We start from the raw sequence: 12,307 nt of genomic DNA, 5'->3' as shown, positions 1-12,307 counted from the left end.
CTCAATGCCTCGGCGCCGTGGGTTCGACGGCGTGCTGCCGGGGGGCGGTGACCAGGTAGGGGCGGACGCTCTTGACCAGCATCGCCATCTCGTAGCCGAGTACGGCCGCGTCGGCCTCGCGGCCCGCCATCACCGCGAGGCAGGTGCCGGATCCGGCGGTGGTGACGAACAGCAGGGTCGAGGCGAGTTCCACGACGACCTGCCGTACGTCGCCGCCGTCCCCGAACCGGACGCCCGCGCTGCGGCCGAGCGAGTACAGGCCGGAGGCGAGGGCGGCCATGTGGTCGGCGCTGTCGGGGTCGAGACCGTGCACGGACTTCACCAGTCCGTCGCAGGACAGGAGCACCGCGCTGCTGGTGTGCGGTACGCGCTGCACGAGGCCGCTGAGCAGCCAGTCGAGGTCGGATGCGTGAGCGGTCGGCGCGTCGCTCGCCATGGTGGATCGACTCCTTGGGGTACGAAGTTCTGTGGGGGCACTGGGGGTTGGGGGTCGCACGGACTGGTACGGGGCTCAGCCGGCCGGTGCGCTTCCCTCGGCCGGGCCGGCGGACAGGGGCGGTGGATCGGTGCGGGCGTGCTCCAGGTGGCCGTGCGGCAGCGGCACTTGGGCCGGGTCGTGCTCCGGCTGGGCGACGCGGACGCGCGCGGGCTCGACCGAGGGGATGGCCGCGGGCTGCGGCTGCCCGGCGTGCGGGTGCCCGGCGTGTGGATGCCGCTCGTCCGCGGGCTGCCGGGCCTCGGCGAGGCCGATCCCGCGCTGGAAGGCCGCCATCAGTCCGGGGTCGTGGCCGCCGAGGGTGTCGTCGTCCTGGCGGGGCGCGGGGCCGCCGCGGAGCTGGGGGACCAGGTTCTCCTGGGCGCGGCGGCGCGGCAGCCGGGGCCTGGCCGTGGTGCCGCGCACCGGGTCGACGCGCGGGGTGGGCAAGGCGCCCTCGGGCTCCTCGGCCACCGCGTGGTGCCGGGCCCGGCTGCCGGGTGCCGCCTCGGCGGGGGCGGTGCGCTCGTGGTGGGTGCCGCGGACGGGCAGCGGGGGCGCGGACGGCATCGCGGCGACCGGTACGGACGGCATCGCGGCGGCCGGCGCCGCGAGCTCCGGCTGCGGTGTGCCGAGCAGCGCCTCGGGTACGACGATCACGGCCTGGACGCCGCCGTAGATGTTGCTCTGCAACCGCACGCCGATGCCGTGCCGGCGGGCGAGTTGGGAGACGACGTAGAGGCCGATGCGGCCGTCGGCCAGCAGGCTGGCGACGTTGACCCGGTCGGGGTCGGCGAGCAGGGCGTTCATCCGGTTCTGTTCGCCGGCGGGCATGCCGAGCCCGCGGTCCTCGACCTCGACGGCGAGACCGGAGGTGACGAGGTTGGCGTGCAGCAGCACCTGGGTCCCCGGGGCGGAGAACACCGTGGCGTTCTCGATGAGTTCGGCGAGCAGGTGGATGACGTCGGCGACGGCGTGGCCGCGCAGTTCGCCGTCGGTCGGGGGCACCAGCTTGACCCTGGAGTACTGCTCGACCTCGGCGATGGCGGAGCGCAACACCTCGGTCATGCTCACCGGGTTGCTCCACTGCCGCCGGGAGACGGCGCCGCCGAGCACGGCGAGGTTCTCGGCGTGCCGCCGGATGCGGGTGGCCAGGTGGTCCACGTGGAAGAGGCCCTTGAGCAGGTCGGGGTCCTCGATCTCGTGTTCCAGATCGTCGAGGATCGAGATCTCGCGGTGCACGAGGGACTGGAGCCGGCGCGCGAGGTTGACGAAGACCTCCAGCTTCTGCTCGCTGTCCGCGTGGCTGGAGAGCCGGGCGGCCCGTACGACGGCGGCGACGGCGCCGTCGTGCGCGCGGGCGAGGTCGGCGGCGAGCAGTTCGAAGCCGTCGGCGTCCGCGGGCGGCCCGCGGCGGGACGGGGGCTGCGGCGGGGCCTCCCCCTTGCCCAGGGCGTCGACGAGTTCGCGCAGGTCGGCCTCGCCGCGGGCGGCGGTGCGGCGCAGGGCGTCGATGTGGTCGGTGACGGTGCGGGCGGCGCGGTCGGCGGCCACGGCGGCGATCAGGACGGCGGCGACGGCCACGGTGACGGCGCCGCCGAGCACGGCCCACAGGACGGGGCCGGTGCGGACGCCGGTGGAGCGGACGGTGAACAGGACGGCGGCGGTGGCGCCGAGTGCGACCGCGAGCGGGGGCAGCACGGCGAGCCGCGTCAGCTGGGGCCGTATGTGGGTCTCGGGCAGTGCGGGAGCGGGCCGGGCGACCGGGCGACCGTGCCGCCCGCTGCCCGGTGCGCGAAGGTGAGACATCTGCGTCCTCGTACGGGTCCGTCGGGCCTGGGTCGGACACTCACGGTAGTTGCCTCCACCCCCTGCGCGAGCGGCAGTTGCGGAACTCCCCCGCCCGACGTCCCGCTCTGGTATGAGGACCCGTACGAAAGACCGATGACCCGGTTGGACACACCCCTGCCGACTCGAAAAAGATCGATAAGGCCCGATCAAAAGCGGTCAGAAAGAGCGGAGGGGGTCGGAGGGACGCACTCCGGTTTCGGCTCTCGACTCCCGCCCGGTTCACGGCAGTTGCCCGTGTCCGACACCCCACGGAAGCGCGCGCCCACCCCTCTCCGAATGTCACGCAGAGTATCGCCCTTGGCCCCGGGTAGGTCCGTGGCCGTGGGGCGGAACCTCAGCCGCGCTTCGGCGGCTCCGCGACCAGCGCGCCGACCGAGCGCCAGGTGCGGCGGACCTCGCCGGACACACCTCGCCACCAGGCCTCGGCCGGGATCTTGCCGGCGGGTTCGAAGGGCTCGCCGGGGCGGGGCAGGGCCACCGCCTGGCCGGTCTCCTCGGCGGCCTCCTTGGTCCACTCCCCCGGTTCGGCCCACGGGTGCGGGGCGAGGTTGAAGGTGCCCCAGTGGATCGGGAGGAGGACGCCGTGCGGGGCGCCGCCCTGGAGGTCCAGGTGGGCGCGCAGCCCCTCGTCGGGACGCATGTGGATGTCCGGCCAGAACTCGCTGTAGGCGCCGATCTGGATCATCGTGGCGTCGAAGGGGCCGTGGGCGGCGCCGATGTCCTTGAAGCCGTCGAAGTAGCCGGTGTCGCCGCTGTGGTAGATCCGGTGCTCCTCGCCGGCGACGACCCAGGAGGCCCACAGGGTGTGCTGGGTGTTGCGCAGGCCGCGGCCGCAGAAGTGGCGGGCCGGGGTGGCGGTGAGGGTGAGCCCGCCGACGCGGGTCGACTCGTGCCAGTCCAGCTCGCGCAGCCGGTCCGGAGCGACGCCCCAGTGTTCGAGGTGGGCGCCGACGCCGAGCGGCACGGCGAAGACGGTGCCGGTGCCGGCCAGCGCCTTGATGGTGGGCAGGTCGAGGTGGTCGTAGTGGTCGTGGGAGATCACCACGACGTCGACCTCACCGAGCGCGGCCAGGGGCAGCGGCACGGGGTGCAGCCGCTTGGGTCCGGCGAAGGGGAAGGGGGAGCAGCGCTCGCCCCACACCGGGTCGAACAGCACTCTCCGGCCGTCGATCTCGGCGAGCACGCTGGAGTGTCCCATCCAGGTCAGCCGCAGGCCGGTGGCGGGCGGCCGGGCGAGGTCGGCGAAGGTCGTGGGGTGCACCGGGACGGTGCCCCGGGGGGCGCGCAGCGGCCGGGTCTCCTTGTCGAAGAAGACCTTCGCGAAGTCCAGCGGGGAGCCGGCGGGCCGGGTGCGCGCGGTGCCGCCGGGGTTCTGGAAGACGCCGTCCTTGAAGTGCGGGGAGCGGCGGATGCGTGCCAGGCGCTCACCGCCCGGGTCCACACCGAAGGCCGCGGGGCGCGGCACACGGGGCCCTGAGGACGAGGAACGCGGACCGGTCACGGTACCTCCCGGTGAAGTCATGGGCTCCCCATTATGGTCCGCTCATCGGACAATCATGGAACGGCCGAGCTGATCGCCGCGCGGGACACCCGCGGCACCGTCGACCGCCGCGCGCCCCGTTCCGCCGGACGTCGTGGTCAACCGGGCGTGGGCCGGGAGCGGTTGACGGGGCGGCTTCGACCGGTGGCCGCCCAGGGAGCGGTGCCGGGGCAGGGCGCGGCGGGGGGGGCACCGCGAGACGCGCACGCCCCGCGCCGCACCAGATGGCGTGCGGTCGGGGCGGAAGCGGTCGCGGGGCGGTCAGGCCACGGCGGCGATGCGCATCCGGATGTCGTCCGGGGACAGGGTGCCCTTCGCCGTGACGTGGTCGCCGGAGGACTCGCCGCGCAGTCGGCGGCCGATCCACGGGACGAGGTGCTCGCGGGCCCAGTGGACGTCGTCGCGGCGGACCTCCAGGGTGCCGCGGGGCGGCAGCGGCGGCCACGGCTGCTCCGGGTCGGCGGGCACGTCGAGGCCGAGCGCCTGCCCGGCGCGCAGCGCGACGCGGGTGTGTCCCTCGGGCGAGAGGTGCAGCCGGTCGCTGTCCCAGGCCCGGCGGTCCTGCACGGACCTCAGCGACCACAGGTCGAGCACGGGGCAGCCGTACCGGTCGGCGATGGCCCGGACGTGCCCGTTGTACGTGGCGATCTTGCCGCGCAGGTGCTTGAGCAGCGGCACGCCGCGGGTGTCGAAGCCGGTGGTCACCATGACGGTGCCGGCGACCTCGGCGAGCCGGGCCACGGCCGCCTCGAAGCGCTCGGCCACCTCGTCCGGATCGGTGCCGGGACGGATGATGTCGTTGCCGCCCGCGCAGAAGGAGACCAGGTCCGGGGCGAGTTCGACGGCCCCCGGGACCTGGTCGGCCACGATCTGGTCCAGCAGCTTCCCGCGCACGGCGAGGTTGGTGTACTGGAAGTCGCCCTCGGGCCGCCGGTCGGCGAGCAGTACCGCGAACCGGTCGGCCCAGCCCACGAACGCCCCGTCGGGCCCGGGATCGCCCACGCCCTCGGTGAAGCTGTCCCCCACCGCCACGTACGACCCGATCACTGTTCTGTCATTCTTCGAATCGTCTGCCACGTCGGGCCATGATTCACCTTGGGCTGTGACTTACGCGACCGTAGGCAAGGCTTGACGAACGGTGAGATGAGCCACTCCGGAAGTTGCCCCGTTCCAGGAATACGCCCGCCGCCGGGGCTGTTACCCCTCAGATTCGCCGCAACCGGATCACCGCCGCGTCCAGATCCCCGCGCAGTCCGGTGATCAGCCCGTGGTGCAGCAGGACCGCCCCGCGGTGCACTTCGCCCGTTTCGCGGCATTCGTACGACGCCGTCGGGTCGAGGCCGCGCAGCCGCAGCGCCGGTGCCGGTTCGCCGTAGCGCTGCGCCTGGAGCCAGGCGAGGACCACGGTCTCGTCGCCCAGGACGTACTGCACCGCGGCGAGCCCGCCCGTCGGGGGCCGCAGCCGGTACAGCTCGCCGCGCTGGACCAGGGGGCGGATCTCCTTGTACAGCCGGATCCACCGCCCGGCCTCGGCCAGTTCCTCCTCGCTCCACCGGCCGAGGTCGCCGCCGATGCCGAGGACGCCCGCCATGGCGCTGACGAAGCGGAACCTCAGGCTGCTGACCCGCCCGTTGAGCTGGGTGTTGGGGCTGTCGGTGACCCACGCGGCCATGACCCGGGCCGGGTGGAGCTGGCTGAAGCCGTGCTGGATGGCCAGCCGGTCCAGCGGGTCGGTGTTGTCGGAGGTCCACACCTGGTCGGTACGGCCGAGCACCCCGAGGTCGATCCGGCCGCCCCCGCCCGAACAGGACTCGAAGGCGACGCCGGGGTGCGCGGCGCGCAGCCGGTCGAGCAGGGCGTAGAAGGCGTGCACATGGTCCACCCACAGCCGCTGCGGATACGGCTCCCCGGGCCACCCGGCGTCGGTGAAGCAGCGGTTGAAGTCCCACTTCACGAAGTCGACCGGGGTGCCGGAGAGCAGGGCGTCCAGCCGCTCCCACAGATACTCCTGGACGTCCATCCGGGCGAGGTTGAGGACCAACTGGTTGCGGAACTCGGTGCGTTCGCGGCCGCTCTGGTGCTGCACCCACTCCGGGTGGGCGCGGTAAAGGGCACTGTCCGGGTTGACCATCTCCGGTTCGACCCAGATGCCGAACCCCATGCCGAGCGCGTGCACCTGGTCGGCGAGGGGTTTGAGGCCGCCCGGGAAGCGGTCGGGGTTCGGGGTCCAGTCGCCCAGCCCGGCGCGGTCGCTGGTGCGGGTGCCGAACCAGCCGTCGTCCACCACGAAAAGCTCCACGCCGATCGCGGCGGCCCGCCGGGCGAGTTCGCACTGCTGCTCCGCACGGATGTCGAACCCGGTCGCCTCCCAGGAGTTGAAGAGCACCGGCCGGTCCCGGTCGGCGTCGGGGATCACGTACGCGCGCTGGTAGGCGTGCCAGGCGCGGCTCGCGCCGCCGAAGCCGCCGTCGCTGAACAGCCCCGCGAAGACCGGGGTGGTGTACGACTCGCCCGGCGCGAGAAGCAGCAGACCCGAGTCGTCGTATCCGGCGCCGCCGGTGATCTGCACGCGGGCGTCGGGGAGTTGGGCGACGGTGATGCGCCAGGAGCCGGACCAGCCGAGCGCGCAGCCGTAGACCTCGCCGCGCTCCTCGGTGGCGTCGGTGTCCAGGGCGACCCAGGGCAGGTGCTGGTGGCCGGTGTGGCCGCGGCGGCTGCCGATGAGCTGCTCGCCGTAGGTGAGGGGGGCGGTGTCGAGCAGGGACTCGGCGGCCCAGCGGCCGTGCAGCCGGGACAGCCGCCAGCCCTCGCGGTCGGGCAGGGTCCAGGTGGCCGCGTCGGCGCGCAGCAGCTCCAGGGGCGTGTCGCCGCCGTTGCGCAGGCTCACCCAGCGCTCCAGGACGTCGCCGCGCATCCGGTAGTGCAGGGTGATCGCGAGCCCGCCGTCCGCGAACCTCAGCCGCAGCTCGTCCCCCGTGCGGTCACCCGGGGCGCCGCGCGAGGTGTCGCACGAGGTGTCGTACGACACGAAGCGCCACTCGGTGCCGCGCCGCTCCCCCGTGCGCACGGACAGGGCGGGGCGCACGAAGCGCGGGCCGCCCTCGACGGGGTACTCCTCGCGGCCGTCGAGCGGGGACTCGAAGGGGCGGTAGCCCGGCAGTGGGCGGGTGGCGAGGGCCTCGGCGTCCGCGAGGGTGATGCGCGGCCCCCAGTGCAGGTGCACCAGCTCGTCCGCGGCGGTGAGATGCAGGGCGTAGCCGCTGGCGGGGCCCGTCAGCAGCCAGGTGCGGCCGTCCTCCGAGATGTCCGTCATCAAGACCTCACAGTCGCCAACGGAAACGCTCAAGTACGCGCATCATCGGCCCCCGTCGCCCCTGCTGACAATGCCTGTGGACAACTCATTGCGGGGGAAATCAATGCCGTATGGTCGACGCAACTCCCGCCGCGAGCCGTGACGGCGGGGACCGATCGGGAGGAGCCCCCGTGACGCAGCAGGTCCCGTCGACCGAGCCGGAGCTGGCCGGTGTGCGCAATTTCCGTGACGTCGGCGGGCTGCCGACCGTGGACGGACGCCGGCTGCGGCAGGGCGTGCTGTTCCGCAGCGGGCACCTGGCGCATGCCACCGACGAGGACGCGGCCTTCCTGTCGTCCCTGGGCCTGCACACCATATTCGACTTCCGCAACGCGGCCGACCAGAAGCTGGAGGGCCCGGACGTCGCGCTGCCCGGCGTGCGCAATGTGAACCTGCCGCTGAGCGACCCGGCGGACGGCGCGGAGTTCTGGAAGATGGTCCGCGACGGCGACCTCGGCGAACTGCGCGCGATCCTGGACGACGGCAAGGCCGCGGCCCGGATGGTGGCCTCGTACCGGTCGACGGTGCGCAACCGCACCAGCGAGCACTCGCGGGTGCTGCACGCGATCGCCGAGGACAGCGTGCCGGCACTGATGCACTGCGCGGCCGGCAAGGACCGCGCCGGCATCTCGATAGCCGTGACGCTGCTCGCCGTGGGCGTGGAGCGCGACGCGATCGTGGCCGACTACCTGGAGTCCAACGCCAAGCACCGCCGCTACAAGGTGCAGCGCAGCGGCAGTGCGCACAGCGCGTACACGCCCGAGGTGATGGAGCTGCTCAGCCCGCTCTTCGACGCGCGCGCCGAGTATCTGGCGGCCGCCTTCGACAGCATCGAGGAGACCTGGGGCGGCGTGGACCCCTATCTGGAGCGGGGCCTGCGGCTCACCCCCGAGACGCGGGAGCGGCTGCGGGCGCGGCTGGTGGACTGACCTGTTCGTCCGGCGCGTGCCGCCGTGCCCGGGGGTGCGGGCTCAGCCCTTGCCCCCGATGGCGAACAGCAGGTAGAGGAACGCGGCCAGGACGTGCCCCAGGGCGATGTAGATGATCAGCCGGATCCACAGGGAACGGGGGAACTTGGTCTCGAGATCGCTCATGGCAGCTCTCCGTTCAGGTGCCCGAGGCACAGTGCGGCCGTGGGGCTCTGCAGCAGGGTGTGGACGAACAGCAGCTCCACGCCGTCCGGGTCCTCGGCGGCGAGGCGGTGCGGGGTGAGCGAGTCGAAGTGGGCGCTGTCGCCGGGGGCGAGCAGGTGCGTGGCGTCGCCGAGGCGCAGCCGCAGCCGCCCCTTGAGGACGTAGAGCCACTCCTCGCCGGGGTGGACGCGCACGATGTCGCCCTGCGCGCCGTACGGGGCGTGGACCCGCAGGGCCTGCATGCCGCGGCCGGGGGCGCCGGCCTGGAAGTAGGTCCACCCGGCGGCCGGCGTCGGGTCCATGTCGGCGGCCCGGACGATCGCGTTCTGGTCGGCGACCCGCTCGCCGAGGAGTTCGGAGACGGTCGTACCGTAGATACGGGCGAGCGCGAGCAGCATCGGCAGCGAGGGCTGCCGCTGCCCGGTCTCCAGCCGGGACAGATGAGCCGGTGAGAGTCCGGCGTCCCGGGCCGCGGCCTCCAGGGTGAGGCCGGCCCGTCGGCGCAGTGCGCGTAGCTGCGGCGCGACAGCGGGCAGATCCTCACCCTGGCCCGCCGCCGCGGCATCCGAGGCGTTCATGCCTCCATTCAGCCCCGCTTTTGCCCACAGGGCAAATTTCTTGCCTGTGAGGCAAAAAACGCTACCCGCCGCTCATGGGGCGGTCAGCGGTTGGCGACCGCCTGTTTGATCAGCGTCTTGCCGAAGTCCCACATCAGACCGCCGCCGCTGTGCGCGTCGTCCATGACGGCGGTGAAGCCCTCGATGAACCGGTCCACGTCGGCCTCGCCGAAGACGAGCGGCGGGATCAGCTTGATCACTTCGAGGTGGTCGCCGGAGACCTGGGTGAGAATGCGGTGCCGCTGCAGCAGCGGCACGACGACCATCTGGGCGAACAGGCCCTTGCGGGCGGCCTGGAGCATGGCCCAGCGGCTGCGCAGCTTCAGCGAGGACGGCTTGCCGAACTCGATGCCGATCATCAGGCCCCGGCCGCGGACGTCGGCGAGCAGCTCGTACCTGCCGATCAGCTCCGTGAGCCGGGACTTCAGCAGGTCGCCCGTGGCGCGCACACCGGCGACGATCTGCTCGTTCTCCATGACCGACAGCACGGCGAGCCCGCACGCCATCGCCTGCGCGTTGGAGCCGAAGCTCGCCGAGTGGACCAGGACGCGGTCCATGGACGAGTAGACCTTCTTGAAGATCCAGTCCTTGCCGAGGGTGGCGCCGACCGGGACGTAGCCGCCGGACAGGGCCTTGGCGACGCACACCAGGTCCGGCTCCACGCCGTCCTCGTGCTGGTAGGCGTAGAAGTCGCCGGTGCGGCCGAGACCGGTCTGCACCTCGTCGGCGATCAGCAGCGCCTTGTGCTTGTGCAGCAGCTCCTGCGCGGCGCGCAGATAGCCGGGCGGCGCCTCGTGCACGCCTTTGCCCTGGATCGGCTCCACGATCAGCGCGGCCACGTCGCCCTTCTTCAACTCCCGCGCCAGCGCGTCGAGATCCCCGAGGGGCACGGCGGTGTCGGGCAGCAGCGGGGCGAAGCCGTCGCGGAAGCCGGTCTCGCCGTTGACGGACAGCGAGCCGGTGGTCAGTCCGTGGAAGGCGTGCTCGCAGTACAGGACGCGGGGCCGGCCGGTGGCGTACCGGGCGAACTTCAGGGCCGTCTCGACCGCCTCGGTGCCGCTGTTGCCGAAGAACACCCGGTCCAGGTGCGGGCTGTGGGCGAGCAGCCGCTCGGCGAGCAGCCCTGGCAGCGGCTGGCAGTCGAACCGGGTGAGGTCGGCGAGGTCCAGGTCGAGGACGTCGTGCAGCGCCTTGCGGACGACCGGGTGGTGCCGGCCCAGGCCCATCACCCCGAACCCGGCGAGCATGTCCAGGTAGTCGTTGCCGTCGGCGTCGAAGAAGTGGGCGCCCTCGGCACGCTCGTAGACCTTGTCGAAGCCGATGGTGTGCAACATGCGCGGGAGCTGCGGGTTGAGGTACTTCGTGTGCAGCTCGTATCGCTCGGCTCCGCGCTCGGCGAGCAGGGCGCCGAGGTCGAACTCGGTGGTCATTCACTCTCCTTGACTGTGCCGTCGACATCCTTGACGGCCAGGCTCCCACTGATCCGCCCGGCGATCTCCACGGGCGTGAGGCCGATGTCGGCCAGTACTTCGCTGCGCTTGGCGTGCGGCAGGAACTGGTCCGGGATACCGAACAGCCGTACCGGCACGTCCACCCCCGCGTCCGCGAGGGCCTGCGCCACGGCCGAACCGACCCCGGAGGCACGGCTGTTGTCCTCGACCACGGCCACCATCCGGTGTTCCGCGGCCAGCCGCGGCAGCGCGGGGTCGACCGGTTTGACCCAGCGGGGGTCGACCACGGTGCATCCGGTGCCGCCCTCCTCCAGGAGGCCGGCGGCGCCCAGACACACCGGCGCCATGACGCCGACGGCGACCAGCAGCACCTTCGGCCGCTCCGCCCGGTGCAGCACGTCCATGCCGCCCACCCGGTCGACGGCGGGGATGTCCGGGCCGACGTTCTCCTTCGGGAAACGCAGCACGGTCGGCGCGTCGTCCACGGCGACCGCCTCGCGCAGCTGGATCCGCAGCTGCGCGGCGTCGCGCGGGGCGGCGATCCGCAGGCCCGGCACCACCTGGAGGATCGACATGTCCCACATGCCGTTGTGGGAGGCGCCGTCGGGGCCGGTGACGCCGGCCCGGTCGAGGACGAAGGTGACCCCGCAGCGGTGCAGGGCGACGTCCATCAGCAGTTGGTCGAAGGCGCGGTTGAGGAAGGTGGCGTAGAGGGCGACCACCGGATGCAGTCCGGCGGTGGCGAGCCCGGCGGCCGAGGCGACCGCGTGCTGTTCGGCGATGCCCACGTCCCACACCCGGTTCGGGAAGCGCTCGGCGAAGGCGCCGAGGCCGACCGGGTGCAGCATCGCGGCGGTGAGCGCGACGACGTCCTCCCGCTCCGCGCCGAGGCGGACGATCTCCTCGCCGAACACCGAGGTCCAGGAGGGCCCGCCGGCGGCGAGCGGTTCGCAGGTCAGCGGGTCCATCACACCGACGGTGTGGAAGCGGTCCTGCTCGTCGGCGAGCGCGGGCCCGCAGCCGCGGCCCTTCTCCGTCAGGCAGTGCACCAGGACGGGGCCGTGGAAGCGCTTGGCGCGGCGCAGCGCGGACTCGACGGCCGCGGTGTCGTGCCCGTCGACCGGGCCGATGTACTTCAGGCCCAGGTCCTCGAAGAGCCCCTGGGGGGCGAAGGCGTCCTTGAAGCCCTTCTTGGCACCGTGCAGGGACTCGTAGAGCGGGGCGCCGACGACCGGGGCCCGCTGGAGGACTTCCTTGCCCCAGGCGAGCACCTTCTCGTAGCTGTCGGTGGTGCGCAGGGTGGCCAGGTGGTCGGCGAGGCCGCCTATGGTGGGCGCGTAGGAGCGCGCGTTGTCGTTGACGACGACGATCAGCGGGCGGTCCGGCGCGTCCGCGATGTTGTTGAGCGCTTCCCAGGCCATGCCGCCGGTCAGCGCGCCGTCCCCGACCACCGCGACCACATGGCCCCGCTCCCCCTTCACCTGGCGGGCCTTGGCGAGGCCGTCGGCCCAGCCGAGCGCGGTGGAGGCATGGCTGTTCTCGATGACGTCGTGCTCGGACTCCTCGCGCGCGGGGTAGCCGGACAGGCCGCCCTTGCCGCGCAGCTTGGAGAAGTCCTGACGCCCCGTCAGGAGTTTGTGGACATAACTCTGGTGGCCGGTGTCCCAGAGGATCCGGTCGACGGGTGACTCGAAGACCCGGTGCAGGGCGATGGTCAGCTCCACCACGCCCAGGTTGGGTCCGAGGTGACCGCCGGTACGCGACACCGCGTGCACCAGGAACTCCCGTATCTCCTCGGCCAGTACGCCGAGTTCCTCCCCGGACAGCCCCTTCAGGTCCCGCGGTTGCCGGATCGCCTCAAGAATCGTCACGTTCGTGGCCCCCTCTC

Annotated in this window: 10 protein-coding genes; 1 reads left to right on the top strand and 9 read right to left on the bottom strand. The window is 72.8% G+C overall.

Translation table 11 applies throughout. From position 1 onward, the window contains the following. Window position 1 precedes the first annotated feature (1 nt). The 5 genes from AB0927_RS35330 to AB0927_RS35310 all read right to left on the bottom strand — a co-directional run bounded on the left by AB0927_RS35330 (window position 2) and on the right by AB0927_RS35310 (window position 7,179). Window positions 2-436 (bottom strand): roadblock/LC7 domain-containing protein, encoded by a 435-nt coding sequence (locus AB0927_RS35330; RefSeq protein ID WP_366671914.1) that lies wholly within the window; start codon window positions 434-436, stop codon window positions 2-4. Window positions 437-511: 75 nt separating this feature from the next. Then, window positions 512-2,284, bottom strand: a complete 1,773-nt coding sequence (locus tag AB0927_RS35325; protein WP_366671913.1) for an ATP-binding protein — start codon at window positions 2,282-2,284, stop codon at window positions 512-514. A 376-nt stretch (window positions 2,285-2,660) separates the two neighbouring features. Beyond that, window positions 2,661-3,827: an MBL fold metallo-hydrolase gene (locus AB0927_RS35320; RefSeq protein ID WP_366671912.1), complete on the bottom strand. Its 1,167-nt coding sequence runs from the start codon at window positions 3,825-3,827 to the stop codon at window positions 2,661-2,663. 300 nt (window positions 3,828-4,127) lie between these two features. Beyond that, window positions 4,128-4,913 carry an SGNH/GDSL hydrolase family protein gene (locus tag AB0927_RS35315; RefSeq protein ID WP_366671954.1) on the bottom strand — a complete coding sequence of 262 codons (786 nt, stop codon included), beginning with the start codon at window positions 4,911-4,913 and terminating at the stop codon, window positions 4,128-4,130. A gap of 157 nt (window positions 4,914-5,070) precedes the next feature. After that, window positions 5,071-7,179: an alpha-galactosidase gene (locus tag AB0927_RS35310; RefSeq protein ID WP_366671911.1), complete on the bottom strand. Its 2,109-nt coding sequence runs from the start codon at window positions 7,177-7,179 to the stop codon at window positions 5,071-5,073. 170 nt (window positions 7,180-7,349) lie between these two features. On the opposite strand from AB0927_RS35310, the gene AB0927_RS35305 reads away from it, so the two are divergent. Beyond that, the gene (locus AB0927_RS35305) at window positions 7,350-8,147 is read left to right on the top strand and encodes a tyrosine-protein phosphatase (protein WP_366671910.1); all 798 of its coding nucleotides are present in this window, start codon (window positions 7,350-7,352) and stop codon (window positions 8,145-8,147) included. Window positions 8,148-8,189: 42 nt separating this feature from the next. On the opposite strand, the gene AB0927_RS35300 is transcribed toward AB0927_RS35305, so the two are convergent. The 4 genes from AB0927_RS35300 to dxs all read right to left on the bottom strand — a co-directional run bounded on the left by AB0927_RS35300 (window position 8,190) and on the right by dxs (window position 12,290). Next, the gene (locus tag AB0927_RS35300) at window positions 8,190-8,312 is read right to left on the bottom strand and encodes a DUF6126 family protein (protein ID WP_366671909.1); all 123 of its coding nucleotides are present in this window, start codon (window positions 8,310-8,312) and stop codon (window positions 8,190-8,192) included. Continuing rightward, complete coding sequence (locus tag AB0927_RS35295; RefSeq protein ID WP_366671908.1) at window positions 8,309-8,929, bottom strand: XRE family transcriptional regulator; 621 nt, start codon at window positions 8,927-8,929, stop codon at window positions 8,309-8,311. Before AB0927_RS35295 ends, AB0927_RS35300 begins: the two co-directional genes overlap by 4 nt. Window positions 8,930-9,012: 83 nt before the next feature. Then, window positions 9,013-10,398, bottom strand: a complete 1,386-nt coding sequence (locus AB0927_RS35290) for an aspartate aminotransferase family protein (RefSeq protein ID WP_366671907.1) — start codon at window positions 10,396-10,398, stop codon at window positions 9,013-9,015. Next, window positions 10,395-12,290, bottom strand: coding sequence for a 1-deoxy-D-xylulose-5-phosphate synthase (gene dxs / locus AB0927_RS35285; protein ID WP_366671906.1), 1,896 nt, complete (start codon window positions 12,288-12,290; stop codon window positions 10,395-10,397). Before dxs ends, AB0927_RS35290 begins: the two co-directional genes overlap by 4 nt. Between the last annotated feature and the right edge of the window lie 17 nt (window positions 12,291-12,307).

The sequence above is a fragment of the Streptomyces sp. NPDC048106 genome, assembly GCF_040706415.1.
Taxonomy (GTDB): Bacteria; Actinomycetota; Actinomycetes; order Streptomycetales; family Streptomycetaceae; genus Streptomyces.
The sequence above is the reverse complement of the archived record's forward strand: the minus strand, read 5'-3'. Positions and strand labels throughout refer to the sequence as shown.